General features: G+C 70.4%; 24 protein-coding genes, 1 tRNA gene and 1 pseudogene. 14 read left to right on the top strand and 12 right to left on the bottom strand.

The genetic code is table 11. From position 1 onward, the window contains the following. Window positions 1-194 precede the first annotated feature (194 nt). Window positions 195-2,285: a phosphocholine-specific phospholipase C gene (locus KZ820_RS21110; protein WP_258048405.1), complete on the top strand. Its 2,091-nt coding sequence runs from the start codon at window positions 195-197 to the stop codon at window positions 2,283-2,285. A 34-nt stretch (window positions 2,286-2,319) separates the two neighbouring features. Here the strand turns inward: KZ820_RS21110 and KZ820_RS21105 are convergent. Next, a tRNA-Ser gene (locus tag KZ820_RS21105) sits at window positions 2,320-2,409 on the bottom strand. Window positions 2,410-2,535: 126 nt separating this feature from the next. On the opposite strand from KZ820_RS21105, the gene hspQ reads away from it, so the two are divergent. The 5 genes from hspQ to KZ820_RS21080 all read left to right on the top strand — a co-directional run bounded on the left by hspQ (window position 2,536) and on the right by KZ820_RS21080 (window position 5,017). Continuing rightward, window positions 2,536-2,913 (top strand): heat shock protein HspQ, encoded by a 378-nt coding sequence (gene hspQ, locus KZ820_RS21100; RefSeq protein WP_219750776.1) that lies wholly within the window; start codon window positions 2,536-2,538, stop codon window positions 2,911-2,913. 123 nt (window positions 2,914-3,036) lie between these two features. Further along, the gene (gene rplU, locus KZ820_RS21095) at window positions 3,037-3,333 is read left to right on the top strand and encodes a 50S ribosomal protein L21 (RefSeq protein WP_132910024.1); all 297 of its coding nucleotides are present in this window, start codon (window positions 3,037-3,039) and stop codon (window positions 3,331-3,333) included. A 26-nt stretch (window positions 3,334-3,359) separates the two neighbouring features. Continuing rightward, window positions 3,360-3,629: a 50S ribosomal protein L27 gene (gene rpmA / locus KZ820_RS21090; protein ID WP_132910023.1), complete on the top strand. Its 270-nt coding sequence runs from the start codon at window positions 3,360-3,362 to the stop codon at window positions 3,627-3,629. A gap of 172 nt (window positions 3,630-3,801) precedes the next feature. Beyond that, window positions 3,802-4,344: a GNAT family N-acetyltransferase gene (locus KZ820_RS21085; RefSeq protein WP_219750775.1), complete on the top strand. Its 543-nt coding sequence runs from the start codon at window positions 3,802-3,804 to the stop codon at window positions 4,342-4,344. A 73-nt stretch (window positions 4,345-4,417) separates the two neighbouring features. Continuing rightward, window positions 4,418-5,017: a TetR/AcrR family transcriptional regulator gene (locus KZ820_RS21080; RefSeq protein WP_219750774.1), complete on the top strand. Its 600-nt coding sequence runs from the start codon at window positions 4,418-4,420 to the stop codon at window positions 5,015-5,017. 171 nt (window positions 5,018-5,188) lie between these two features. Here the strand turns inward: KZ820_RS21080 and KZ820_RS21075 are convergent, their stop codons facing one another. Together KZ820_RS21075 and KZ820_RS21070 are read right to left on the bottom strand one after the other, a co-directional pair. Further along, window positions 5,189-5,767, bottom strand: coding sequence for a hypothetical protein (locus KZ820_RS21075; protein WP_219750773.1), 579 nt, complete (start codon window positions 5,765-5,767; stop codon window positions 5,189-5,191). Window positions 5,768-5,777: 10 nt separating this feature from the next. After that, window positions 5,778-6,926, bottom strand: coding sequence for a zinc-dependent alcohol dehydrogenase (locus KZ820_RS21070; RefSeq protein ID WP_219750772.1), 1,149 nt, complete (start codon window positions 6,924-6,926; stop codon window positions 5,778-5,780). Between the two features lie 206 nt (window positions 6,927-7,132). On the opposite strand from KZ820_RS21070, the gene KZ820_RS22095 reads away from it, so the two are divergent. Both KZ820_RS22095 and KZ820_RS21065 read left to right on the top strand, forming a co-directional pair. Beyond that, window positions 7,133-7,294: a hypothetical protein gene (locus KZ820_RS22095; RefSeq protein WP_258048404.1), complete on the top strand. Its 162-nt coding sequence runs from the start codon at window positions 7,133-7,135 to the stop codon at window positions 7,292-7,294. 12 nt (window positions 7,295-7,306) lie between these two features. After that, window positions 7,307-7,699: pseudogene (locus tag KZ820_RS21065) on the top strand (hemerythrin domain-containing protein); the annotation flags it as partial. A 63-nt stretch (window positions 7,700-7,762) separates the two neighbouring features. Here the strand turns inward: KZ820_RS21065 and KZ820_RS21060 are convergent. The 3 genes from KZ820_RS21060 to KZ820_RS21050 form a co-directional block, all read right to left on the bottom strand. Then, window positions 7,763-7,969, bottom strand: coding sequence for a hypothetical protein (locus KZ820_RS21060; RefSeq protein WP_183932234.1), 207 nt, complete (start codon window positions 7,967-7,969; stop codon window positions 7,763-7,765). Window positions 7,970-8,038: 69 nt separating this feature from the next. Next, window positions 8,039-8,506 (bottom strand): GAF domain-containing protein, encoded by a 468-nt coding sequence (locus KZ820_RS21055; protein WP_219750771.1) that lies wholly within the window; start codon window positions 8,504-8,506, stop codon window positions 8,039-8,041. A 17-nt stretch (window positions 8,507-8,523) separates the two neighbouring features. Beyond that, complete coding sequence (locus tag KZ820_RS21050; RefSeq protein WP_219750770.1) at window positions 8,524-8,685, bottom strand: hypothetical protein; 162 nt, start codon at window positions 8,683-8,685, stop codon at window positions 8,524-8,526. 230 nt (window positions 8,686-8,915) lie between these two features. Between KZ820_RS21050 and KZ820_RS21045 the strand changes: the two genes are divergently transcribed. Both KZ820_RS21045 and KZ820_RS21040 read left to right on the top strand, forming a co-directional pair. Beyond that, window positions 8,916-10,349: a carboxylesterase/lipase family protein gene (locus KZ820_RS21045; protein WP_219750769.1), complete on the top strand. Its 1,434-nt coding sequence runs from the start codon at window positions 8,916-8,918 to the stop codon at window positions 10,347-10,349. A 22-nt stretch (window positions 10,350-10,371) separates the two neighbouring features. Further along, window positions 10,372-11,163: a ThuA domain-containing protein gene (locus KZ820_RS21040; RefSeq protein ID WP_219750768.1), complete on the top strand. Its 792-nt coding sequence runs from the start codon at window positions 10,372-10,374 to the stop codon at window positions 11,161-11,163. Between the two features lie 365 nt (window positions 11,164-11,528). Here KZ820_RS21040 and KZ820_RS21035 read toward each other — a convergent pair whose 3' ends face one another. Continuing rightward, a complete protein-coding gene (locus KZ820_RS21035; protein ID WP_219750767.1) occupies window positions 11,529-12,392 on the bottom strand; it encodes a fumarylacetoacetate hydrolase family protein in 864 nt (287 codons plus the stop codon). A gap of 122 nt (window positions 12,393-12,514) precedes the next feature. On the opposite strand from KZ820_RS21035, the gene lldD reads away from it, so the two are divergent. Further along, complete coding sequence (gene lldD, locus KZ820_RS21030) at window positions 12,515-13,663, top strand: FMN-dependent L-lactate dehydrogenase LldD (protein WP_219750766.1); 1,149 nt, start codon at window positions 12,515-12,517, stop codon at window positions 13,661-13,663. Window positions 13,664-13,669: 6 nt separating this feature from the next. Here the strand turns inward: lldD and KZ820_RS21025 are convergent, their stop codons facing one another. Together KZ820_RS21025 and KZ820_RS21020 are read right to left on the bottom strand one after the other, a co-directional pair. Continuing rightward, complete coding sequence (locus KZ820_RS21025) at window positions 13,670-14,446, bottom strand: hypothetical protein (RefSeq protein ID WP_219750765.1); 777 nt, start codon at window positions 14,444-14,446, stop codon at window positions 13,670-13,672. Window positions 14,447-14,662: 216 nt separating this feature from the next. After that, entirely contained in the window at window positions 14,663-16,033 is a 1,371-nt protein-coding gene (locus tag KZ820_RS21020) for a cation:proton antiporter (RefSeq protein ID WP_219750764.1), read from the bottom strand. A 203-nt stretch (window positions 16,034-16,236) separates the two neighbouring features. Here KZ820_RS21020 and KZ820_RS21015 point away from each other — a divergent pair, with 203 nt between their 5' ends. Together KZ820_RS21015 and KZ820_RS21010 are read left to right on the top strand one after the other, a co-directional pair. Then, the gene (locus KZ820_RS21015; RefSeq protein WP_219750763.1) at window positions 16,237-16,470 is read left to right on the top strand and encodes a type II toxin-antitoxin system Phd/YefM family antitoxin; all 234 of its coding nucleotides are present in this window, start codon (window positions 16,237-16,239) and stop codon (window positions 16,468-16,470) included. After that, on the top strand, window positions 16,470-16,967 hold the full coding sequence (locus KZ820_RS21010) for a PIN domain-containing protein (protein ID WP_219750762.1): 498 nt from the start codon (window positions 16,470-16,472) through the stop codon (window positions 16,965-16,967). The genes KZ820_RS21015 and KZ820_RS21010 overlap by 1 nt, the downstream gene beginning before the upstream one ends. Here the strand turns inward: KZ820_RS21010 and KZ820_RS21005 are convergent. Beyond that, complete coding sequence (locus tag KZ820_RS21005) at window positions 16,942-18,474, bottom strand: tryptophan halogenase family protein (RefSeq protein WP_219750761.1); 1,533 nt, start codon at window positions 18,472-18,474, stop codon at window positions 16,942-16,944. The genes KZ820_RS21010 and KZ820_RS21005 overlap by 26 nt on opposite strands. A gap of 298 nt (window positions 18,475-18,772) precedes the next feature. Between KZ820_RS21005 and KZ820_RS21000 the strand changes: the two genes are divergently transcribed. Then, window positions 18,773-19,720, top strand: coding sequence for an alpha/beta hydrolase (locus KZ820_RS21000; protein WP_219750760.1), 948 nt, complete (start codon window positions 18,773-18,775; stop codon window positions 19,718-19,720). An 11-nt stretch (window positions 19,721-19,731) separates the two neighbouring features. Here the strand turns inward: KZ820_RS21000 and KZ820_RS20995 are convergent, their stop codons facing one another. Beyond that, the gene (locus tag KZ820_RS20995) at window positions 19,732-20,868 is read right to left on the bottom strand and encodes a YdcF family protein (RefSeq protein WP_308462303.1); all 1,137 of its coding nucleotides are present in this window, start codon (window positions 20,866-20,868) and stop codon (window positions 19,732-19,734) included. Beyond that, window positions 20,865-23,303 (bottom strand): TonB-dependent receptor, encoded by a 2,439-nt coding sequence (locus tag KZ820_RS20990; RefSeq protein WP_219750759.1) that lies wholly within the window; start codon window positions 23,301-23,303, stop codon window positions 20,865-20,867. The genes KZ820_RS20995 and KZ820_RS20990 overlap by 4 nt, the downstream gene beginning before the upstream one ends. Window positions 23,304-23,748: the final 445 nt, after the last annotated feature.

Below are 23,748 nucleotides of genomic sequence, written 5' to 3'. Positions count from 1 at the left end.
CTGCCGCATGGCGCGGGTAGGCGCAGCCGTCGGTGCTGCGCTTAGGGGACAGGAGCGGCGTGCTCCTGCGGACGCAGGAGCCTAGGGCCGTGAACGTCGCGTGTGCGGCTCTGGGTTCCCGCGTCCGCGGGAACACGGCCGCCAGATTGTCGTAGAGCGCGAGGGCGCGGGGCGCCGCCGCGAAGGAGCATGCCATGCCGCCGATGCAGGACCGCCGCAGCTTCATCCGCGGCATGATGGCCTCCGCCGGCGCCGCGGCGGCGCTGACCCCCTCGATCGCGCGCGCGCTCGAACTTCCCGGGCGGCACCGCACTGGCACGCTGCGCGATGTCGACCATGTCGTGATCCTCACCCAGGAGAACCGGGCGTTCGACCATTATTTCGGCGCGATGCGTGGCGTGCGCGGCTTCGGCGACCGCTTCGCCGCGCCGGCGCCGCCGCTGCCCGGCGCCCAGAACCGCACCGTGCTGCTCCAGCCCAATGAGCATCCCGGCACGTCGCCGGCGCTGCTCGCGCCGTTCCGGCTCGACACGGCGACTGACTTCCGCCTCTATCGCCCGCTCGGCACGCCGCACGGCTTCGCCGACAGCCAGGCGGCGTGGGACAACGGGCGGATGGGTGCGTGGACCGCGGCCAAGCACAACCATGCGATGGCGCATTTCACCCGCGCGGACCTGCCGTTCCAATATGCCCTCGCCGAGGCCTTCACGCTGTGTGACGCCTATCACAGCGCGATGCACCTCAGCACCAACCCCAACCGGCTGTACATCTGGTCGGGGACGCACGATCCGCTCGCGCACGCCGGCGGCCCCGCGATCGACAACGGCTATGACAGCCTCGACGCCGATCCGCTGCGCCACGGCGGCTATCGCTGGACCACCTATCCCGAGCGGCTGATGGCGGCGGGGGTGAGCTTCCAGGTCTACCAGGACATGGCGGACAATTTCACCGACAACCCGCTGGTCGGCTTCCACGCCTATCGTCGCGCGCGATCTGCCACGGACGAGGCCGCGGCGCTGCTCGCGCGACGGACCACCACGACCCGCACGCTCGACGACCTGCGCCAGGACGTGCGCGACGGGCACCTGCCCGCGGTATCGTGGATCATCGCGCCCGAGAAGGCGTCGGAGCATCCCAGCGTGTCCACCCCGCTGCAGGGCGGCGACTACACCGCGCGCGTGCTCGACGCGCTCACCGCCAACCCCGACGTGTGGGCGCGCACCGCGCTGCTGATCAACTTCGACGAGAATGACGGCCTGTTCGACCATGTTCCCCCGCCGGCGCCGCCCGCGCGGGTGGACGGCCGCCCGGTCGGCGCCAGCGACGTGCCCGCCGACGACGAATATCACGTTCACTGCCGCACGCCCGAGGACGCCGCCTATCGTGACCGCCCCTACGGCCTGGGCATGCGCGTGCCGCTCTACGTCGTGTCGCCGTGGAGCCGCGGCGGTTACGTCGCCTCCGAGGTGTTCGATCACACCAGCATCCTGCGCTTCTTGGAGGCGCGCTTCGGCGTGCGCGAACCCAACATCAGCGCGTGGCGACGCGCGGTGTGCGGCGACCTGACCTCCTGCTTCGACTTCGCCGCCCCCGACACCGTGGCGTTCATGGCGAGCCTTCCCGCCACCGCGAGCGCTTCGGCACGTGCAGCGGGGCTGACGGGGGTCGCGCCGCCACTGCCCGCCGCGACCGAGCCGCCCGAGCAGGAGCGCGGCCTGCGCCGGCGCCGCGCGACGCCCTATGCCCTCGACGCCGAACTGCGCGGCGGCGACTCGCCCGCAATGCTATTGATCAACCGCTCGCACGAGCGCGCGGTGGTGTTCCACGTCTATGACATGGCCCGGCTGGACGAGGTGCCCGCGCGCTACACCGTCGCGGCCGGCGGCGCGCTGCCGCACCCCCTGCCGGACGGAACGGCCGATCTGTTCGTGCTCGGACCCGACGGCTTTCACCGCCGGCTGGTCGGCCGCAGCGACCTGTTCGGCGCCGCGCTGCTTCACGCGCGCGCGCCGGCGTTGCTGCTCCAGAACCGCACCGCCGCCGCGCTGTCCGTGACGATGACCGACCGCGCTTATGGGGCAGCCCCGCTCACGCTCGAGTTGCGCCCGCACGAGACCCGCCGCGTCGCGCTCGATCTCGCCGCGAGCCACGGCTGGTATGACCGGCAGCTCGTCGCCGGCGCGCAGGCGTGGCGCATGGCCGGACATAGCAGGACAGGGGGCCACTCGTTCTCCGACCCCGCGATGGGAGGGGCGGGGCCGCTGATGCTGGAGCCGCTGGTCTGATCTTCGCGCGCCGAGCGAGCAGCGCGGCGGAAGGTGGCGGAGAGGGTGGGATTCGAACCCACGGTACCCGTGAGGGCACAACGGTTTTCGAGACCGTCCCAATCGACCACTCTGGCACCTCTCCGCGGAGGACACCGGGGCCTGCGAGAGGCGCGCCGGCGGCGATCGAGCGGCGCCCCTAGCCCGGTCGCGGGGCAGACGCAAGCGTGTCTGTTGTTGTGCGCGCCGATTTCCGCACTAGATTGTAGCGATGACCAGCGAACACACGATCATCGCTCAGGCCGAGGCGCCGGTGGCGCCCCCGATCGCGCACGCGCGCTTCTCGATCGGCGACGTGGTGCGCCATCGCATGCTCGATTTCCGCGGCGTGATCTTCGACGTCGACCCCGTCTTCGCCAACAGCGAGGAGTGGTACAACTCGATCCCCGAGGATTTCCGCCCGAGCAAGGACCAGCCCTTCTACCACCTGCTCGCCGAGAACATGGAGTCGAGCTACGTCGCCTATGTCAGCCAGCAGAACCTGGTGCACGACGACAGCGAAGAGCCGATCGACCATCCCGCGATCGCCGGCCTGTTCGATCGGCTCGACGGCGGCCGCTACGGGCTGAAGCGCCAGCATCGCCACTGACGTCGCGGCTTCGTCGATCGGTCACGGAATCGGTTGACACGCCGGGAGGCTTCGCATAGCTCGCACGCTTCTCTCGCAGGGTACGCCCTCGCGAGCTATGAAATTTGGGAAGTGACAAGAGCCATGTTCGCAGTCGTGCGCACGGGCGGCAAGCAGTATCGCGTCGCCGCCGGAGACAAGATCGTCGTCGAGAAGATCGAGGGCGAGGCCGGCGCGTCGGTGACGCTGGGTGACGTGCTGCTCGCGGGCGAGGGCGCGGATCTCAAGTCGGTCGACGGCCTTACCGTCGCGGCGGAGATCGTCGCCCAGGCCAAGGGCGAGAAGGTGATCGTCTTCAAGAAGCGTCGCCGCCACAATTATCGTCGTCGCAACGGCCATCGCCAGAATCACACGATCCTCAAGATCGTGTCGGTCGGCTGATCCCGTAGCGCGCAGGAGCAAGAGCAATGGCACATAAGAAAGCAGGCGGTTCGTCGCGCAACGGTCGTGATTCGGCCGGCCGTCGTCTCGGCGTGAAGAAGTTCGGCGGTCAGGAAGCGATCGCGGGCAACATCCTCGTGCGCCAGCGCGGCACCAAGTTCTACCCGGGCCGCAACGTCGGCATCGGCAAGGACCACACCCTCTTCGCGCTCGTCGACGGCCGCGTGGTGTTCCACGAGGGCAAGCTCGGCCGCAAATTCTGCTCGGTCGATATTATGGCGGCCGCGGCCGAGTAACATCGGGCAACCAACCGGGTTGCCCACCAGGGCGACCCGGGGTTCCGCAGCACGGAACCCAGCCAACAAGGGAGACGGGTCGCCCCGGCTCCCTTTTTTCATGCTCCCTCGCCCCAGCGTGTCGCGCCACCGTCATCCGGTTGTGGCAGCGGCCCGAACAAGGAGACGGAGCATGTTCGCGTTGACGCCGAGACTCACCCTCAGGCCGGGCTGGCTGGAGGATGCCCCCGCGCTGGCGCGCGCGATCGCGCACGAGGCGGTGGTGTCGCGGCTGGCGCGCGTGCCCTGGCCCTATGCCGAGGAGGACGCGGCCGCCTTTCTCTCGCTCCCGCCGCATCCGCGCGAGCCGCGCTTCCTGATCGCCGAGCGCTTCGGCGACTATCGTCTGGTCGGCGGCGTCGGGTTGCATCGCGGTGAGCGCGGCGGGGTCGAGCTGGGCTATTGGCTCACACCCGAGGTGTGGGGACGCGGCTATGCCACCGAGGCGGGGCGGGCGGTGCTCGACCTCGCGCGCCACGCGCTGGGACTGACGCGGGTCGACTCGCATCACCACGCCGACAATCCGGCTTCCGGACGCGTGTTGCGCAAGCTCGGCTTCGTCGAGTGTGGCGGGTCGCGGCGCTACGCGCTGGCGCGCGACGCCGAGGTGGAGTGCGTCGACTATACGCTCGACCTCGCCGCCGGGCTCGCGCGAGCGATGCCGATCGCGGCCTGATCGTCGGTTGCTTTCGGCGCGGAAGCGGGCACAAGGGCAGCAACATTCCGCAACCTCGACAGGTCACGATCCGATGCCGCGGGCGACCGCTGCCCTTCCCCGCCGGCGGCTGACGCCCGAGGCGTCGCGCGACGCGGCGCTGGAGGCGGCGCGCGCGCTGTTGCTGGAGGATGGCCCGCAGGCGGTCACGCTCAAGGCGGTGGCGGGGCGGGTCGGTCGGACCCACGCCAACCTGCTCCACCATTTCGGCTCCGCCGACGGGCTGCAGCAGGCGCTGATCGAGCGGATGGCGGCGGCGATCGTGGCGACGATCCGCGACGCGGTGCGCCGCTCGCGCGCCGAGCGCGATCCGGCCGAGCTGGTCGACGTGGTGTTCGATGCCTTCGGCGCTGGCGGGGCGGGGGCGCTGGCGAGCTGGATGATCCTCACCGGCAACCGCGACGCGCTCGATCCGGTGCTCACCGCGATCCACGACCTGGTCGAGGAACTCGCGCGCGACGAGGAGCGCTCCGACGCGCCGATCCGGGACGAGACGCTGCAACTGGTGCTGGCGGCGCTCGGCGACGCGCTGCTCGGCGCGGCGATGGCGCGCGCGCTGGAGCTGCCGCGCGGCCGCGCGCGCGAGCTGGCTGGCCGCATGCTGCTGCGGGACCGGGGCGGGGGGAAAGAGTAGGGTTCGTCCGGTCTCGACGAGGATCATCCTTGTGCTGCTGTGGACGCAGGAGCCCAGCATTGCGGAGAGCACCGAGCTGGGGTCCGGCCTTTTCCGCAACCCGGTTCGCCCGACACGTAAGTTGAGCAGTCGAGCGACACTAATCTGACGGAGCGCGCGCGCTGTCGCCTCTCAGATGCGCGTGCCGCTACCTTCTTCGTGTGAGCGTGCAGGCAGCAACACCGTCCGCCTCGCCGCTAAGCGTTCGCGTCGCACGTTCGCGGCGATCGCCGCACCCACCGCGACCGTCCCCGCCGCGAGCGCCCATCGCGTGACGAGCCGCTCGCGATCGTGCCGCCACGCCGCGCCCAGGCCCATCTCGGCCGGCACGTTGGGCAAGGTGCCGCGCGACAGATCCTCCATCACGCCCTCGACCACGTCGACCCGGTCGGCGCCGAGCAGGATCAGCCAGTGCAGCCAGTTCGATTCGCTCCAGCGGAAGGCGAGGCGCCGCAGCGCGCCGCTCACCCCGCGCGGCGGCACCGAGGTGCCCACCACCGCTGGCTGACGGACGTGCTCGATCGACTGCAGGATCTCGACGTCGGGCTGCTGCACGGGGGGGCGATCCCAGCGGCGCGTCAGCCCGTGATCGTGCGACTGGTCGCGGATCGGATAGGTCGGATCGTTGCGCGCGTCGGCGTCGACGCCCCAGCCGGGGATCGTCGCGGGATCGGCGAGCGCGGGGCTCAGCGTCTTGGCGGGGCGCTCCATGATGTGGTCCTCAGCCGGCATGCGGCACCAGCACCGGCTTGATGCAGCCGTCCAGTTTGTTGGCGAACAGGTGATAGGCGTCGGCCACGTCACTGAGCGGCACGCGGTGCGTGATCAGCGCCTTGGGATCGATCCGCCCGGCGCGGACATGCTCGATCAGCCGCGGCAGCAGCCGCTTGACCGAGGCCTGATTGGCGCGGATCGTGATGCCCTTGTTCACGACATTGCCGATCGGGACCATGTTGCCGGTCGGGCCGTAGACGCCGACGACCGAGACGATCCCGCCCTTCTTCACCGCGTTGATCGCCCAGTGCAGCGGGATCGCCGAGCCGGCCTCCAGCTTCAGCTTGGTGCCGAACAGCCAGTGCCAGGCGTTGCCGCTCGCGTCGCCGCCGACCGCGTCGATCGCGACATCGGCGCCGAGGCCGTCGGTGGTCTTCTTGAGAAACACGACGACGTCGTCGAGCTCCTTGAAATTGTACACCTCGGCCGGCCCATAGGTGCGGACGAAGTCGAGCCGGTAGTCGTACATGTCGAGCACGATCACGCGCCCCGCGCCGAACAGCCAGGCGGCGCGCGCGGCCATGATGCCGACCGGGCCGGTGCCGAAGATCACGACCGTGTCGCCCTTCTGGATCCCGCCCATCTCGGCGGCCTGATAACCGGTCGGCACGACGTCGGTGAGCAGCACCGCGTCGTCCGGGTCCATCCAGTCGGGGATCTTGGTCGGGCCGACGTCGGCGTAGGGCACGCGGACATATTCGGCCTGCCCGCCGTCGTAGCCGCCGGCGGTGTGCGAATAGCCGAAGATGCCGCCGACGGCGGTCGCCTGCGGGTTCGACTCGTGGCAGTTGCCGTACAGGCCCTGCTGGCAGAAGTGGCAGTGGCCGCAGGCGATGTTGAACGGCACCAGCACATGGTCGCCCGGAGCCAGGTTCTGCACCTCCGCGCCGACCTCCTCGACCACGCCGCAGAACTCGTGGCCGAAGGTGCTGCCGACGCGCGTGTCGGGCACCATGCCGTGATAGAGGTGCAGGTCCGATCCGCAGATGCACGATCGCGTGACGCGCACGATCGCGTCGCGCGGGTGAAGGAGGCGCGGCATCGGCTTCTCGGAGAGGCGGACCCGGTAGGGCCCGCGATAGTCCATCGCCAGCATTCGTGTTCCCCATGAGGCGGCCGAGGTCGCCGCGGGCCCAGCTAACGCGCTGTTTTTCATGCCGGTTCCTCTCGTCATGGAGCGCGAAGGGCGCTTCGCAACCTCGATCAGTCACTTTCCGCACGATCGCGGCGGCCGATCACTTCTCGCGTCGGAACAGGTACTTAGCGCCGTCGTTCCAGCGCGACGCAGCAGGAGCGAGAGTGATGACCACGACGAGCGACGCACAGGCCGCACGCGGCCGAACCCTGGCCCTGACCGCCGCGATCGGCGTGGCCGCGGGACTCGCCGCCAACCTGTTGCGCAAGGCCGCGGTGCAGGCCCCGACCGTCTTCGCGGGCCCATGGGACGAGGCGCTCGCCGCCTAACATGCCGCCGCGCTCAAGCTGTTCGACGCGCTCGAGAAAACCGACGAGAACGCCACCAAGCGGCGCACGTTGCTGCTCGCGCAGCTCAAGCACGCGATCGCCAAGCACGCCTTCCAGGAAGAGAATGTCGTCTACGCGGAGATGCGCGACCACGGCCTCACCGAGGGCGCGGACCAGCTCAACCACGAGCACGGCTATGTGAAGCAATATTTCTTCGAGCTGGGCGCGATGGCCAAGGACGACCCGGCCTGGATGCCCAAGCTGCGCGCGTTCCGCGCGATGATCGAGGAGCATATGCGCGAGGAGGAGGACGAGCTGTTCCCCTCGTTGCGCGCGCAACTCAGCGACGAGCAGAACCGCTCGGTGACCGCGGCGATGAACCGCGAGGGGCTGATCCTGGCGTGAGAGCGCCGGTCTGATGCGATCACCGCCGCCTCCCCTTCGCGGGAGGCGGCGGTGAGCACGTGTCTACTCGCCGACGACCCCGCGACCGGCGACCTTCTCGTAGCCCGACAGCTCGTCGCCCACCGCCACCTTGGCGGCCAAGTCGTCCGCGCGGGCGCGATCCTTGGCGGCGCGCTTGGGATCGTCCTTGTCCGCGTCCGGATCGGCGGCGCCGACATTGGGGCTGTCCGGCACGTACAGGACGGGCTGTTCCTCGCGTTCGTCTGACATGATCGTCTCCTTCCCCGCGCCAAACGCCTCGCGCGGCGGCGGGTGCCAGAAGTTTCGGACCGGCCGCGCCTATAGCGCCATGATCCGTTCGGCGTGGCGGGCGAGATGGGTCAAGTCGTAGACGTCGAACAGGCCGAGCCGCGGCCGCGTGTCGGCGACGCACAGCGCGCCGAGCGCGAAGCCGGCGTGATCGACCAGCGGCACGCCCGCGTAGAAGCGGATATGCGGGTGCCCCAGCACGGAGGGATTGGCGATGAAGCGGCGATCGTCGCGCGCGTCGGCGACGATCATCGGCTCGCCCGGGCGCAGGATGGTGTGGCCGCAGAAGGACTCGGTGCGTGGCCCCTCGTCCCCGTCGATGCCGATGCGGGCGGCCAGCCACTGGCGCGAGCGGTCCACCACCGAGATCGCGGCGATCGGCGCGCGCGCGAGCCGCGCCGCTTCCTCGACGATCCGCTGGAGCTCAGGGTTGCGCGGGCGCGTGACGATGCCGGACGCATCCACCGCGCGTTGGCGCAGCGGCTCGTTCAGTGGCATCGGAGCGGCGACGCCCATCAGATCACCACGTCGGCGCTGGGCCGCGGCGGGAAGCGCAGCTTGGCCTCCACCTCGCGCATGTAGCGCTCCACTTCCTGCGCGGCGCGTATATCGGTCAGCGAGCCCGCGACGCGCGCCGCCACTTCCAGCTCGTTCTTGAGCTTGCGCGGATCATCCACGGCAGCTCTCCTATCGCTGTGATTGTGACAGACGATCTGCCATAAAAGTCCTAACAGAGTCTTAAGGTCACGGTTAACGGCACGGTAACCACCAGCTAAGTGGCTTGAGGCGCAACGGCATTGTCGGCCCCGGCGCGATCGGTCGCAGCGACGCCATTGACGACGCCGCCGCGGCGGGGAAGGTAGGGCGCGCGCCGGGCGATACCCGGCCGCGAAGGGGAGGAAGACAGATGACCAAGCCGATTGCCGCGGCGCTGGCCGCGCTGCTCATCGCCGCGCCCGCGCTGGCGCAGCAGGGCACGACGGTCAGCACCGACGCGGGTCCGGTCCGCGGCGCGGTGAGCGACGGCATCGCGAGCTGGAAGGGCATCCCCTTCGCCGCGCCACCGGTGGGCGCGCTGCGCTGGCGCGCACCGCAGCCCGCGGCACACTGGACGACCGCGCGCGACGCCACGCGCTACGCGGCCGACTGCATGCAACTGCCGTTCCCCAGCGATGCCGCGCCGCTCGGCACCACGCCGTCCGAGGACTGCCTCTACGTCAATATCTGGAAGCCGGCCGCCGCCAAGGGGAAGCTGCCGGTGCTGGTGTGGATCTACGGCGGCGGCTTCGTCAACGGCGGCGCCTCGCCGCCCACCTATGCCGGCGCCAACATGGCCAAGCGCGGAGTCCTGTTCGTCAGCTTCAACTACCGGCTCGGCCGGTTCGGCAGCTTCGCGCTGCCGCAGCTGAGCCAGGCGAACGCCGACGGCGGCCGGCTCGGCAATTACGGCACGATGGACCAGATCGCGGCGCTGCAATGGGTCCAGCGCAACATCGCCGCTTTCGGCGGCGATCCGGCCAAGGTGACGATCGTCGGCGAGAGCGCGGGCGGCATGTCGGTGCACCAGCTCGTCACCTCGCCGCTGGCGCGCGGGCTGTTCCACCAGGCCTTCGCGATGTCGGGCGGTGACGGTCACCCCGACCCGAGCGGCAAGGCGCTGGCCGACGCCGAGCGGATCGGCGCCAATTTCGCGCGCAGCAAGGGCATCGATCCCGCCGCGCCCGACGCGCTCGAGCGGCTGCGCGCGCTGCCCGGCGAGCAGGTGGTCGACGGGCTCAACCTCGCCTCGATGGCGCCGCGCGATCCCGCCGCGCCGACCTACTCGGGGCCCTTCATCGACGGCACGGTGGTGGTCGACATGGGCGCCGCCTACGACCAGGACCGGTTCGCGCGCGTGCCGATGCTGATCGGCGCCACCAGCGCCGACATCGGCGGGCGCACCGGCTATATGATCGCCGGCGCGCGCGACGCCGCCGCGCGGCTCGCTGGCAAGGGCGTGCCGGTGTGGTCGTACCGCTTCTCCTATGTCGCCAGCGCGATCGGCAAGCCCGGCGCGCAGCACGCCACCGACATCCCCTTCTTCTTCGACAATGCCGCGATCAAATATGGCGCGCAGACCAGCCCGCGTGACGTCGCGATGGGACATGCCATGGCGCAGTATCTCGCCAATTTCGTGAAGTCCGGCGATCCCAACGGCGCCGGTCTGCCGCGCTGGCCGCGCTACGATCGCGCGGCCGACACGATCGCGGACTTCGCCGCGGACGGGAAGACGGTGGTGGCGCGCGACCCGTGGGGTGCGGAGATCGACCAGGCACGCACCGCCGCGACGCCGGCACGATGACGTTTATTACAGGAGAGATGGGATGCGACTGATCGCGATGCTCGGGGCGCTGGCACTGGCGCAGGCCGCCCCCGACCCGCACCTGCCGACGCCGACGCTCGACACGAGCCCGCCGACGCTGCCCGCCGGGATCGAGCGCGGCGTGCTGATCGTCAGCAAGACCAACGGCTGGCGCCACTTCGAGCATATCCCGCACTCGAACGAGGTGCTCGCCGACATCGCGCGCGGGCTCGGCCGCAAGAGCTTCCAGACCGAGAACGGCGCGGTGTTCAACGACGACGCGCTGAAGCACTTCTCGGTGGTGGTGCTCAACAGCGCCTCGGGCGAGTTCCTGACACCCGAGCAGCAGGCGGCGTTCCAGCGCTTCGTCGCGCGCGGCGGCGGTGTGGTCGCGCTCCACGCCGCGGGCGACAACAGCCACAAGTCGCCCTGGTACGTCGACACGATCATCGGCACCGAGTTCATCGGCCACCCCAACGGCGCCGATCACATCCAGCGCGCGACGATCCTGGTCGACCAGCCGCGCCATCCGGTGATGGCGGGGGTGAAGCTGCCCTGGACGTCGAGCGACGAATGGTATTCGTTCAGCGGCGACCCCAGCCAGCACGGCATGACCGTGCTCGCCCGCGTCGACGAGGCGAGCTATCGCACCGGCGACAAGCTGCGCATGGGCAAGCACCCGATCATGTGGGTCAACCCGCGTGCCAAGGGGCATGTCTTCTACTCGGCGCTCGGGCATGACGCGGCCAATTACGACGATCCCAATTACCGGCGCGTACTGACCAACGCGATCCGCTGGGCGGCGGCGAAGTAGGGGCAAGGCGGAGCGCCGCGCAAGTCGCGGCGCTCTCTGCGCGGCTTATTGATGTGACCCGGCGGCCGGGATGCCGCGTCGTCCCGAAACCCGGCCAGAGTTCCTGAACGCCCGTCATCTTCCGTCATCCCGGACCTGTTCCGGGATCCACCGTGCCGCGCCCTCCTTAGGCGTTGCTCTCGCCGAGACCTGGATTCCGGAACAAGTCCGCGACGACGGATCGAAGGCGCCCCCCTGTGCTCCCACGCACGCGGGAGTCCGAAGCGTCAGGGTGCCCCCGCGCACGCGGGAGCTCCGAGGGGCCGACGGCGTCGTCGGCCCCGGAGCGCCGGCATTTGCCGGCGCACGCCGACGCTGCTCAGACCTTAGCCGATCGCCTCGCGCGACCAGGCGACGAACTCCTGGCGCTGCTGGCCGAGCTTCTCGATGCCGAGCTCGACCACGTCGCCGGCCTTGAGATACCACGGCTCGGGCTTCTGGCCGAGGCCAACGCCCGGCGGCGTGCCGGTGGTGATGATGTCGCCCGGCTCCAGCGTCATGAACTGCGAGCAGTAGGCGACGATCTGCGCGACGGTGAAGATCATCGTCGACGTCGACCCGTCCTGCACGCGCTTGCCGTTGACCGACAGCCACAGGCCGAGCTGCTGCGGGTCGCCCACTTCGTCGGCGGTGACGAGCCACGGCCCGACGGGGCCGAAGGTGGGGAAGCCCTTGCCCTTGTCCCAGGTGGGCCCGCGCTCCTGCTGCCAGTGGCGCTCGGACACGTCGTTGACGACGAGATAGCCGGCGACATGGTCGAGCGCGTCGGCCTCGTCGACATAGCTGGCGCGCGTGCCGATCACGACGCCGAGCTCGACCTCCCAGTCGGTCTTCTTGCTGTCGCGCGGGATCACCACCGGGTCGTTGGCGCCCTGCAGGCAGTTGACCCATTTGTTGAAGACCACCGGCTCGGCCGGGATCGGCAAGTTCGATTCGGCGGCATGGTCGGCATAGTTGAGCCCGATCGCGACGAACTTCTGCGAACCCGCGACCGGCACGCCGTAGCGCGGCGTGCCTTCCACCAGCGGCAGCGTCGCAGGATCGAGCGCGGCGAGGCGCGCGAGCGCGTCGGGCGCGAGCTCGGCGCCGGTCAGGTCGGCGATCACGCCCGACAGGTCGCGCAGCGCGCCGTCGGCGTCGACCAGCGCGGGCTTCTCGGCGCCCTTCGCACCGTAGCGGCAGAGTTTCATCGTGATCACCTCGAGGACTGGAGGAAGCGGGTCGGGCACGCGGACGTTGCCATCCGCCGCCAGTGGATGCAGGTTGCACCTATGCGCTACAGCGCGCCACCGCCTTCGTGAACCCGAACCCCATGACAATCGTCGCTTCCACCCTCGATTTCCGCGAGCTCGCGCGGCGCCGCCTGCCGCCTTTCCTGTTCGAATATATCGACGGCGGGTCGTACAGCGAGACGACGCTGCGGCGGAACGTCGCCGATCTGGAGACGATCGCGCTGCGCCAGCGCGTGCTGCGCGACATCGGCACGCTCGATCCCTCCACCGAGTTGTTCGGCCAGCGCATGGCGCTGCCGGTGGCGCTCGCGCCGATCGGGCTCGCCGGGATGAACGCGCGCCGCGGCGAGGTGCAGGCGGCGCGCGCGGCGGAGAAGGCCGGGGTGCCCTTCTGCCTCTCCACCGTCTCGGCCTGCCCGATCGACGAGGTGGCGCGCGGCACGACGCGGCCCTTCTGGTTCCAGCTCTACATGATCCGCGACCGCGGCTTCATGCGCGACCTGCTCGCCCAGGCCCGCGCGGCGGGGTGCAGCGCGCTGGTGTTCACGGTGGACATGCCGGTGCCGGGCTCGCGCTACCGCGACTATCGCTCCGGGCTCGCGGGAGCAAGCGGCTGGCGCGGTGCAGCACGGCGCTTCGGGCAGGCGCTGCGACATCCGCGCTGGGCGTGGGACGTCGGCGTCCACGGTCGCCCGCACCAGCTCGGCAATGTCGCCCCGGTGCTCGGCAATTCGAGCGGGCTGGAGGATTTCCTCGGCTGGATGCGCAATAATTTCGACCCGACCGTGACGTGGCGCGACCTCGACTGGGTCCGCCGGGAATGGGACGGGCCGCTGATCCTCAAGGGCGTGCTCGACGCCGAGGACGCGCGCGAGGCGGCGGCGCTCGGCGCGGACGGGCTGGTGGTGTCCAACCACGGCGGTCGCCAGCTCGACGGCACGCCCTCGACCGTGCGCGCCTTGCCCGCGATCGCGGCGGCGGTGGGGGATCGGCTCACCGTGCTGGCGGACGGCGGCGTGCGCACCGGTCTCGACGTGGTGCGGATGCTCGCGCTCGGCGCGCGCGGTGTGCTGCTCGGCCGCGCCTGGGCCTATGCACTCGCCGCGGGGGGCGAGGCGGGGGTGGCGCGGATGCTGGCGCTGATCGAGGCGGAGATGCGCGTCGCGATGGCGCTCACCGGCTGCACCGACGTCGCCGCGATCGGCCCGGACGTGCTCGTGCGCGACTGAGCGCGGTCAGCGCGCCGGTGCGACCGGGGGCAGACGCGCGCAGACGGGCACGTGGCGGCGAAGCGCGACGCCCGTCGGCACCTGCCCGACTTGGACCACGCTGCGGTTCTCATAGTCGGAGAGGAAGAGGCGGTCGCCGTCGACGTAGAGTAGCCGCGCGCGGCCGATCAGCACGGGATAGACGCAGCGCTGTCCGAAGGGGGTGACGAACAGCGCGGCCGCGCGCGCCGGAGCGCTGACGCCGAAGGGAGACGCGGCCTCGCCGAGAGCGATCAGCGTGATCGTCGCGCTGAAGCAGAGGAGGAACCAGCCGAGCGGGCGGACTTGCGCCTGCAACATTCTCTCGCTGCGGGTCAGCTGCGCCGCCACCAGAGCCACGATGATCAACGTCGCGAACACCGCGATGAGCAGCTGGAACACGCCGTCTACCGAGGCGATGGCGTAAGCGCAGAGCGCGATGCCGATGATCTCGGCGGCGAAGACGCTGGAGCGGGGCGCGCGCTCGACCAGGCCGCGGGTCAGCAACTCCGAGATGGGCCAAACCAGCGTCGCCGCGACAACCCACACCGCGGTGAGGGTCAGCAGCGTCGGCCCGAGATTGAGCCAGCCGGCGGTGGCCAGCTCGGAGAGGTCGAAGGCGCCGAGGCCCGCGCCCCCCCCCGGCGCGAACGCACCGAGGCTCAGCAGCACGCCGCCGACGTAGAAGAGGATCGGCAGCGCCGCGACGATCGGCACGATCCAGTGGAGCAGCCGACGCGACTTGCGCGCGACGCCCCTTACCACGAGCGTCTCCCTGCGAAGAGGGGCGGGGCGGGGGAGGAATAAGGGCATCGCATGGCGGCGGTGTCGCGGTGCCATCCGCACGCTTCAAGATTAAGGCCGCGCTATCCGTCGACGGTGCCATCCCGCCGCGGCCTAGCTCGTTGTGCCGTAGCGGCTTCCCCGTCGCACCTCGCTGACCCGGCGTGGGGACCCTCGCCTCGTCGGCCCGCCACCGCCTCAGCCCGCCTCGGCGTAGCTCCGATCGAGTCGCGCCAGTTCGCCGCTCTCGCGCCCGCGGCGGCCGTAGAAGAGCTCGAACAGCGGGCTCGCCATCATCGTCGTCACGATCGCCATCAGCACCAGCATCGAGAACAGCGTCGGACCGATGATCCCCTTCTGCAACCCGATGTTGATGATGATCAGCTCCATCAGCCCGCGCGAGTTCATCAGCGCGCCGATGCCCAGCGCGGTGCGGTTGTCCTCGCCCGACAGCCGCGCCGCGAGATAGCAGGCGCCGCCCTTGGCGATCACCGAGGCCGCCAGCACGCCCAGCGCGATCAGCAGCAGCTCGGCCGAGTTCACCATGTCCATCCGCGTGTTCAGCCCCGAGTAGGTGAAGAACATCGGCAGCAGCAGCACCACCGTCAGCGGCTCAAGCTTGCGCTTGATCTCGGCGGTGAGCAGCCCGCGCGGCATGACCGCGCCGAGGATGAAGCCGCCGAAGATCGCGTGGATGCCGACCACGTCCATCAGGAAGGCGGAGCAGCAGAAAGCGATCATCACGACGGCGAAGCTGGTGAGGCTCAGCTCGCCCTCGCGCTCCACCTTGCGCGCCAGCGGGGCAAGCAGCCGCGGCCCGGCGAGCACCACGAACAGCGCCCACAGCAGCCCGCCGCCGATCGCCAGGATCGCCACGCCTGCGCCGCCGCCGAACGTGGCGAGCACCAGCGCCAGCACGCACCACGAGCAGGCGTCGTCGAAGGCGCCGGCGGTGAGCGACAGCGTGCCGAGCGAGCTGTCCGCCAGCCCGCGCTCGTTGATGATCCGTGCCAGCATCGGGAAGGCGGTGAGCGCGATACAGGCGCCGAGGAACAGCGTCGCATTGGCCTGGCTGATCCCACTCGCGAACAGCCCCGGCACGCTGAGCAGCAGGGGGGTGATCAGCACCGCGATCAGGAACGGTGCCGCGATCCCGGCCATCGACACGAACGAGGCACTTCGCGCCTTGGTGCGGAAATGGTCGAGCCGCAGCGTGGTGCCGACGAGGAACATGTAGAGCCCTACGCCCAGCTGCGCGCCGGCGTAGAGCACGTTCTTGGTCTCCTTCGGGAAGATGGCGCCCTGCAGCCCGGGGAAGAGCAGCCCGAGCAGCGACGGCCCGAGCACCACGCCGGCGATCATCTCGCCCACCACCTGCGGCTGGCCGAGCAGCTTCTGGCCGAGCCAGCCGACCACCCGGCAGGCCACCAGGATCACCGCGAGCTGGAGGAAGAAATGGATCGAGAAATCACCCGGCGCATAGCTGTGCGCGGCCGCTGCGGTGGCCGGGCCGTGCGGTTCGAGCACGTTCGCCACGGTTGTCCCCAGGCTTCTCAGCCAGTCGCTCATTCTTTCCTCCCCCGGCGGACGCACGCTTGCTCTCGCCGCGCGGAGAAGAGGCCGGTGTGGCCGCACGCGCAAGGCATGGCGTGCGGCCGCGGCGCGATTTCTCGGCAACGTGCCAGAAACGTTGCGGCATGGCCACGATGTAGTAACGTGCCTACGTCGAGCGCAGGCTACGAATCGTCCTGCGACGAGGAAGAGGTAGGCTCATGCGAACGCTTTCCAGCCGCGCGTTCAACCAGGACGTCAGCCACGCTAAGCGAGTCGCCGCGCAGGAGCCGGTGCTGATCACGGATCGCGGCCGCCCGACGCACGTGCTGCTCAGTTTCGAGTCGTTCCGCCAGCTCGCCGGCCAGGGAGACACGCTCGCCGACCAGCTCGCCGCGCCCGAGCCGGTGACGGTCGAGCCCGACTGGCGCGCGATCACGCGCTGGTCGCGCTGATGCACCTGCTCGACACCGAGCTGGTCTGGGCGTTGCGCGGCGCCAAGGCGGGGGCGTGTGACCCGGCAGTGGCGGCCTGGGCGGCGGCGCAGGCGCGCACCGCTTTGTTCGTCTCGGCGCTGACGCTCGGCGAGCTGGTCGCGGCGTCAGTGCAGATCGAGCGCGTCGACAAGGCCGCCGCGACCGCGGCGCGCGCCTGGGCCGAGGAGATCGTGCCACGCGCCTTCGACGGACGGGTCCTCGCGGTCGACGCGGCGGTGGCGCGCCGCGCCGCGACGCTGGGCTATGCCGAGCCGCGCGACGTGCTGCTCGCGGCGACCGCGCTGGAGCACCGGCTCGCTATCGCGACACCGCATCCCGCCCGCTACCGCGGGAGCAAGGTGCGCACGATCGACCCGTGGCGCTACGTACCGCGCGCGAGCGAGGAGGCGCTCGACTGGCGCGAGGCCGCGCGCGGCGGCCCGCTGTGGCTCAGGAGCCTGTTCGCGCGGGGCTGAGCGCGGTGCCGGCGAGCTGCTCGACCAAAGCGCGGTGCGGCGGCAGCTCGCGCGCGGCGCGCTCGCCATAGGCGCGCACCCGCGCGAACAGCCGCTCGGCGCGCGCGGCGGCGGCGGCGTCCGCCGCGCCTGCGTCGGTGGCGTAGCCCATGCCGTAGAGGATGTACTGATAGTTGAAGTGGGCGAAGGTCTCGCTCTCGAGCTGAAAGTCGAAGCGACTGGGCGGGCGGTGCCGCCACTGCTCGAGCCATGCGGCGAGCCGGGGCGGCAGCGTCGCGGGATCGGCGTTGTCGCGCCAGAACGACTCGGGGCGGCGGCTGAGACAATAATGCAGCTTCAGGAAAGCGGCGATGTTCTCGTAGCGCTCGGCCATCAGCGCGTTGAACCGCGCGGCACCGCGATCGACGGGCCCGCGCGGCGGCAGCAGCTCGGCGATCATCGCGGCGGCGGCCTCGATCAGCACCACACCGGTCGACTCGAGCGGCTCGAGGAAGCCGCCCGACAGTCCGACCGCGACGCAATTGCCGATCCAGGCGCGCTCCTGCCAGCCCGGCGCGAAGGCGATGCGGCGCGGGGCGAGCTCGGCGGGGTCGCTGCCCAGATAGCGCGCGAGTACCGCCGCGGCGCCCGCGTCGTCGAGATAGCGGCTGGCATAGACGCAGCCGATCCCGCGCGCGCCGGCCAGCCCGATGTCCCACAGCCACCCGGCGGCGTGCGCGGTGGCGACGGTGGCGCTCTCGATCGGCGTGTCGGGCGCGGCATAGGGCAGCTTGCAGGTCAGCGCGCGATCGGTGAACAGTTGGTCGGCGACCGAGTGGAAGCGCGCGCCCGGCAGTCGCCCGATCAGCTCGGCGCGGAACCCGGTACAGTCGACGTACAGGTCGGCGGTGAGCGTGCCGGCGTCGCTCTCGACCCGCGCGATCGTGCCGTCCTCGGCGAGCACCAGGTCGTGGAGCCGGCCGCTCAGGTGGGTGACGCCGAGCGCGCGCGCGCGATCCGCGAGCAGGGCGGCCAAGCGCACCGCGTCGAAGTGAAAGGCGTAGGTGAGCGGCCCGGCGAAGTCGCCCTCGCCGGGCTGTTTGGGCGCTCGGCGCGCGGCGGCGACCTGGTGCTGGATCGTCACCGCCTCGGCGAACGGCGCGCGGGTGAGCTCGCTCTGTCGCAGCCAGTCGGCGACGAGGCCGGGCTCGGGCTGGAAGGGTGCGTCGAACGGGTGAAAGTAGCTGTGCGGCGTGCCGTCACTGTCGGGCTGCCAGCCAGTGAAGCGCACGCCCTGTTTGAACGTGGCGCCAGCCGCGCGGACGAAGGCGGCCTCGTCGATGCCGAGGAAGCGCAGCGTCTCGCGGATCGTCGGGAAGGTGCCCTCGCCGACGCCGATCGTGCCGATCTCGGGCGACTCGAGCAGCGTCACCGCCACGCCGGCGCCGAGCGCGCGCGCCAGATAGGCGGCGGTGAGCCACCCGGCGGTACCGCCGCCGACGATCAGCACGTGGCGCTGGTGCGACATCGCACGGGCTTAGCGCAGCGTGGGGGTGGGTGTCAGCCGCGGTGTTGGCGGAGGGCGACGCGCATTGCCGAGCCGCGGTCGCGCCCTTCGCCCCGCCGTCATCCCGGCGCAGGCCGGGATCCATCGTGCCGCGCGCTCACAAGCCTTGGGACTGGCGGAGGGGTGGATCCCGGCCTTTCGCCGGGATGACGCGAGTGTCGAGATAACTCGGCGCAGCTACGGACGTGTCCGCTCGCCGCTGGACTCTCTCATGACTCCAGCATAGCTTTCCATGTTAACGATAACATAGGAGAGAAACATGCACCTTCCCATCGGCTTGCACATCGGCCGGCGCCTGGCGCTGGGCGTGGCAGCCGCAATCGCCGCCACCCTCAGCCTGCCCGCCGCGGCGCAGGACGATACGATGACGCCGATCGCCACGCCGGCGCAGCAGGGAGCGCTACCGCTCGGCACCGGCGCGCTGCCCGGCGCCAGCGTGAAGGAGTCCTGGTTCCGTCAATATGGCAGTACCTTCACCCGCAACGTCACCGAGGCGACGCTCACGCCCTTCCTGCCCGATCCGGCCCGTGCCAGCGGCGCGGCCGTGATCGTGGCGCCCGGCGGCGGCTTCCGCACGCTGTCGATGGACAATGAGGGCTATGACGTGGCGCGTGCGCTCGCCGCGCGCGGGGTCGCGGCCTTCGTGCTCAAGTATCGGCTCAACCAGACGCCGGCGGAGATGAACGCCTTCGCCGAATCAATGCGCGCGATGTTCTCGGGCACCGCGGCGCGCCCGCCGCGCCCCGACGCGGCGACGATGGCGACCCAGCTCGGGCCGCAACTCGCCGACTCGCGCGCCGCCTTCGCGCTGGTGCGGCGCCGGGCCGCCGAGTGGCACGTCGACCCGAGCAAGATCGGCATGGTGGGGTTCTCGGCGGGTGCGATGCTGACGCTGGCGACCACGCTGACGCCGAGTGACGCCAAGCCCGCCTTCATCGGCACGATCTACGGCCCGCTCACCGGCGTGACGGTGCCGGCTGGGGCGCCGCCGCTGTTCGTCGCGCTGGCGGCAGACGATCCCTTCTTCGCCAACGGCGGCTTCGGGCTGATCGAGCGCTGGCGCGAGGCCAAGCGGCCGGTCGAGTTCCACCTCTACGAGCAGGGCGGCCACGGTTTCGGCATGTACCCCAAGACGACGACCAGCACCGGCTGGTTCGACGCCTTTGCGCGCTGGCTGACGATGCACGGGATGATCAAGGCGGGGTGAGCCGCGGGCGATCAGGGATCGAGCGGGTCGAGCGGGTCGACGCGGAGCGACTCGCGCGCCGGGCGGAACTCGATCGCGCTGGGCGAGCGCCGCGCACCGATCGTGCCGGGCAGATAGCCCAGCTCACGCCGGTTACGCTCGGCGAAGGCAGCGCCCTCGATGTAGCGGCTCTGCTCTGGGTTGCAGACGATCAGCGCGGGGCGATCGAGCGGGGCGCCGAGCGCGACCAACTCTCGCGCCGCGTCGCGCAGGTTGGTGGTGGTGTGGCGGGCATAGGGTTCGAGCACGATCGCCTCGGCCGGCACGCCGTAGCGCTCTATCAGCGCGCGGCGCATCTCCACCGCCTCGGTGAAGCGGGTCGCGCGGGGATGCGCGCGGCCGCCGCTGACGATGATCAGCGCGGCGTCGCCCGCGGCATAAAGCTCGGCGGCGAGCCGGACGTGATACTGGCCGCCGGGGCTCAGCGGCATGTCGGGCACCTCCGGCCCGACCCCGGTGGCGATCAACGCGGTGTAGCGATAGCGTGACCAGTCGAGCGCGCGGGCGCGGCGGCGGGCGGGGGCGTCCAGGGCGGCGTCATCACGCACTGCGTCGGTGCGATCGTTGGTCTGGAGCAGCGCCAGCGCGAGCTCGACGCTCGGATCGAGCGCGCCGGCGCGCGGGGTGGCGGCGAGCGCGACGGCGGCGCGCAGCCGCGTCCTCGCCTCGGCGCTGTCGGGTGTGACCTCGGGTCCGTCGATCGCCGGGTAGCGCGGTGCGACGCCTAACGCATACGTGTCGAGGATCGCGGTGACGCCGCGCAGCTCGCGACCGAGCTGCGCCGCCGCGCCATCGTCGGCCACGGCGGGGGAGGCGGTGGCTCGCGGTGCGGCCGCAGCGGCGAGCGAGTCGATCTCCGCCCCTTCCCAGCGCGAGGCGCGCGCGACGCAGGCGGCATCGTCGCCGCAGGCGCTCACCCGCGCGGCGCGGGCGCGACGCAGCGGCTCGGGCACCGCGCCCGCGCCGTGTCGCGCGAGCAGCGGGAACAGCCGCGCCGCGAGCGTCTCGCTCGCGCGATCACGCACCGGCGACGCGGAGGCGGACACCGGCACGCTCGCGGCGAGCGGGACCGCCGCCGCGAGCAGCAGCGCGACCGCGCGCGCGCTCACCACGAGCGCGTCACCACGAGCCGCACGTTGCGCCCGAAGATCGGGCGGCCGTAGATGGCGTTGGCGGTGCCCTGGCCGCTGAGATTGTCGGTGCGCGTATTGCCCTCCGTCAGCCCCTTGGCGTTGGTGAGATTGTCGCCGACCACCTGCACCTGCCAGTCGCCCCGCGTCGCGGTCACGCCCGCGCCGAAGGTGGAATAGGACGGCAGCGCGGTGTTGTTGTAGATGTCGACGTAGCGCTTCCCCATGTAGTTCCAGCGGCCGTACAGGTCGACGTCGGTGTCGCCCGCGGCGAAGCGGAAGGTCGGGCGCAGGTTGCCGTAGACCTTGGGCTCGCGCACGATCTGCTTGCCCTCGGCGGCCTGCGGATCGGCGCCGGTGCTGCTGCGGAAGTTGCGATATTCGGGGCTGCTGACGGTCAGCGCGGCGTTGAGCTGGAACCAGTCGGTCGCCTTGAGCAGGCCGTCGAGCTCGACGCCCTTGATCTGCGCCTCGCCGATGAAGGGCACGTTGACGTCGTTGCGCCCGGTGCTGGGGTCGAAGGCGAGGAACGAGGCGTTGAGCGGGTCGAAGTTGGTGTAGAAGCCGGTGGCATAGAGGTACGAGCCGCCCGACTGCAGCTTGATGCCGACCTCATATTGGTCGGCCTTGGTGGTGATGATCGTCGGGTTGATCGTGTAGGTCACCTGCATCGACGGCGGCGTCTCGAGGTGCGAGGCGCGCGCGTAGAGGCCGAAGTGGCGCGTGAAGTCGTAGTTCACGCCCGCGGTCCAGTTGGTGATGTTGGGCTTGAGCGTGCGATTGGTGATCGTGCCGGTGAAACCGCGCGTGGCATTGTCCGCGAGCGTGGTTGGGTCGCCGAGATTGTATTGCGCGGTGTTGGCGGCGTAGCCGGCGTAATCGTAGCGCTCGTGGCGGATGCCCGCGTCGACGCGCAGCCCGCGCACGATCTCCCAGGTGTCGTTGGCATAGACCGCGACCATCTTGGCGTCGGCGTCGCCCTTGGTGAGGGTGGCGGCATAGTTGAGCGCGCCATTGTCGGTGACGCGGCCGAGCACGGCGCCCGTGGCGGAATAGGCCACGAGGTCGAGCGTGCGCGGCTTGCCCGCCACCTCGATCAGATAATTCTGGTAGATCGACTCGGCGCTGGCGCCATAGGCGCTGGCATAGACGCCGACCTTGAGGTCGTGCCGCCCGATCGCGGTGTCGAAGGCGCGCGCGACGCTGAGATCGCCCTGCGCCGAGTAGAAGCGCGAGTGGATGTCGCGATACTGGCCCTGCACCACCAGCCCCGAGGCGGCATAGGGATCGTAGACCGTGTTGGTTCCCGCGAGGACGTAGCCCATCGACGCGACCGGGCCGAAGGCGGTGCGCGAGGCGGCGAGGTAGGAAGTGGCGAAGGCGTTGCCGTCGCTCGGGTTGGTGGTCGAGTAGAAAGCAGTGAAGTCGAGCCGGCCCTTGGTAAAGCCCGCCTTGGCGGAGATCAGCCAGTCGCCGAGGTCGGTGTCATATTGCACGCCGGCGTTGAACATCTGCATGTGGCGCCCGGTGGCGAGGTCGCTCGAGCGGCCCTGGATCACGCCGGCGCCGTCGCGATATTTCAGGTTCACGTCGCGCAGCGCGGGCGAGTTCATCGTGCCGCTGAAATAATCGATGTAGCGATCGAGCGAGCGGCTCGGGTCGCGCGGGTCCGCGGTCGGGATCGGCAGGTAGAAGACGTTGTGGTCGTTGACGTAGTTGGCGCTGACCTTGAGCGTGCCGGTGCCCGTGTCGTGGGTCAGGTTGGCGCGGATCTGTCCGCCGCGGTCGTTGGGGAAGCCGTTGTCGCGATAGCCGTCGTGGTAGCGCAGGAAGCCGCCGATCGCGTAATGCGTGCTGTCGTCGAGCCTGCCCGACTGGACCGCGTCGAGCCGGTACAGCCCGGTGTCGCCGAGCGTGACCCGCGCCTTGCCGCGCGCCTCGTCGCGTCCGGTGACGGTCACCGCGTTGACGATCGCGCCCGAGTAGCTGGCGTAGACCGGAGCGGGGCCGCCGCGCACCACCTCGAGCCGCTCGGTCATCAGGTCGGGGCGGATCAGCGCGTCGCCGCGGAAGAAGAAGCCGTCATTCTCGTGGAACAGCGGCAGCCCGTCCTGCTGGAAGCTGACGAAGCCGCCGTCGTTGGGCAGGCCGCGGATGCGGTAGATGTTCTGCACCTCGCCGCCGGTTGACTCGGTCTGGAAGCCGGGGAGCTGGCCGATCAGGTCGGCGGTGTTGAGCGGGGCGATCCGCTGGATCTCGTCCTGCGACACCGAGTTGATCGCGTAGGAGACGTCGAAGCGGCGCTCGGCGCGGGTCGAGCCGGTGACGATGATGTCATCCGCCGAGGTGTCGGCGCCCTGCGGCGCAGCGGCTTCCTGCGCCAGCGCGGCGGGCGCCGCCAGACAGATGGCCATAGCGGCCGTGCAAGCGAGCACGTGCTTTCTCACGATAGGTCCCCAATATGTCGTTGATACGGCGTTGCGCCGTTGCGGCGGGGGCTAGGTGCGGGCGATGACGATCAGGTGACAATCCGGCGTCTTCTCAGTGACATGGGTTCGGTTCCGCGACCCACGCACTTTTTTGCATTTTTCCGTTGACGGCCTGTTGGACCGCCCATATAAGCCGACTTCTCGACGGGGCGGGCCACTCGCTGGAACGCTCCATCGGTCAGCGCTAGATCAGGTGCCAGCGTCGCTCCGGTAAAAGGGAGTTTGACGGGGCGCCGGTTTTTCGCGGCTCTTTGACATTGTAGGTAAAGATGAAGGGACATGTGGACGGTGGTCTGCGGGGTCTGGGCATGCAAGGTGCTTGGACGTCGTTATCAGACAAGCTGTTCTATGTGTCCTTCACGTTATCCAT

Source organism: Sphingomonas citri (assembly GCF_019429485.1).
Lineage (GTDB): Bacteria > Pseudomonadota > Alphaproteobacteria > Sphingomonadales > Sphingomonadaceae > Sphingomonas > Sphingomonas citri.
Note: the sequence above shows the minus strand (reverse complement) of the source record. Positions and strands in the feature narration are given on the sequence as shown.

Excerpts from the sequence above, each read along its gene's own strand:
- KZ820_RS21110 (WP_258048405.1), top strand. The coding sequence starts at position 195 with ATGCCGCCGATGCAGGACCGCCGCAGCTTCATCCGCGGCATGATGGCC.
- hspQ (WP_219750776.1), top strand. The coding sequence starts at position 2,536 with ATGACCAGCGAACACACGATCATCGCTCAGGCCGAGGCGCCGGTGGCG.
- rplU (WP_132910024.1), top strand. The coding sequence starts at position 3,037 with ATGTTCGCAGTCGTGCGCACGGGCGGCAAGCAGTATCGCGTCGCCGCC.
- rpmA (WP_132910023.1), top strand. The coding sequence starts at position 3,360 with ATGGCACATAAGAAAGCAGGCGGTTCGTCGCGCAACGGTCGTGATTCG.
- KZ820_RS21085 (WP_219750775.1), top strand. The coding sequence starts at position 3,802 with ATGTTCGCGTTGACGCCGAGACTCACCCTCAGGCCGGGCTGGCTGGAG.
- KZ820_RS21080 (WP_219750774.1), top strand. The coding sequence starts at position 4,418 with ATGCCGCGGGCGACCGCTGCCCTTCCCCGCCGGCGGCTGACGCCCGAG.
- KZ820_RS21075 (WP_219750773.1), bottom strand. The coding sequence starts at position 5,767 with ATGGAGCGCCCCGCCAAGACGCTGAGCCCCGCGCTCGCCGATCCCGCG.
- KZ820_RS21070 (WP_219750772.1), bottom strand. The coding sequence starts at position 6,926 with ATGCTGGCGATGGACTATCGCGGGCCCTACCGGGTCCGCCTCTCCGAG.
- KZ820_RS22095 (WP_258048404.1), top strand. The coding sequence starts at position 7,133 with ATGACCACGACGAGCGACGCACAGGCCGCACGCGGCCGAACCCTGGCC.
- KZ820_RS21060 (WP_183932234.1), bottom strand. The coding sequence starts at position 7,969 with ATGTCAGACGAACGCGAGGAACAGCCCGTCCTGTACGTGCCGGACAGC.
- KZ820_RS21055 (WP_219750771.1), bottom strand. The coding sequence starts at position 8,506 with ATGCCACTGAACGAGCCGCTGCGCCAACGCGCGGTGGATGCGTCCGGC.
- KZ820_RS21045 (WP_219750769.1), top strand. The coding sequence starts at position 8,916 with ATGACCAAGCCGATTGCCGCGGCGCTGGCCGCGCTGCTCATCGCCGCG.
- KZ820_RS21040 (WP_219750768.1), top strand. The coding sequence starts at position 10,372 with ATGCGACTGATCGCGATGCTCGGGGCGCTGGCACTGGCGCAGGCCGCC.
- KZ820_RS21035 (WP_219750767.1), bottom strand. The coding sequence starts at position 12,392 with ATGAAACTCTGCCGCTACGGTGCGAAGGGCGCCGAGAAGCCCGCGCTG.
- lldD (WP_219750766.1), top strand. The coding sequence starts at position 12,515 with ATGACAATCGTCGCTTCCACCCTCGATTTCCGCGAGCTCGCGCGGCGC.
- KZ820_RS21020 (WP_219750764.1), bottom strand. The coding sequence starts at position 16,033 with ATGAGCGACTGGCTGAGAAGCCTGGGGACAACCGTGGCGAACGTGCTC.
- KZ820_RS21015 (WP_219750763.1), top strand. The coding sequence starts at position 16,237 with ATGCGAACGCTTTCCAGCCGCGCGTTCAACCAGGACGTCAGCCACGCT.
- KZ820_RS21010 (WP_219750762.1), top strand. The coding sequence starts at position 16,470 with ATGCACCTGCTCGACACCGAGCTGGTCTGGGCGTTGCGCGGCGCCAAG.
- KZ820_RS21005 (WP_219750761.1), bottom strand. The coding sequence starts at position 18,474 with ATGTCGCACCAGCGCCACGTGCTGATCGTCGGCGGCGGTACCGCCGGG.
- KZ820_RS21000 (WP_219750760.1), top strand. The coding sequence starts at position 18,773 with ATGCACCTTCCCATCGGCTTGCACATCGGCCGGCGCCTGGCGCTGGGC.
- KZ820_RS20990 (WP_219750759.1), bottom strand. The coding sequence starts at position 23,303 with ATGGCCATCTGTCTGGCGGCGCCCGCCGCGCTGGCGCAGGAAGCCGCT.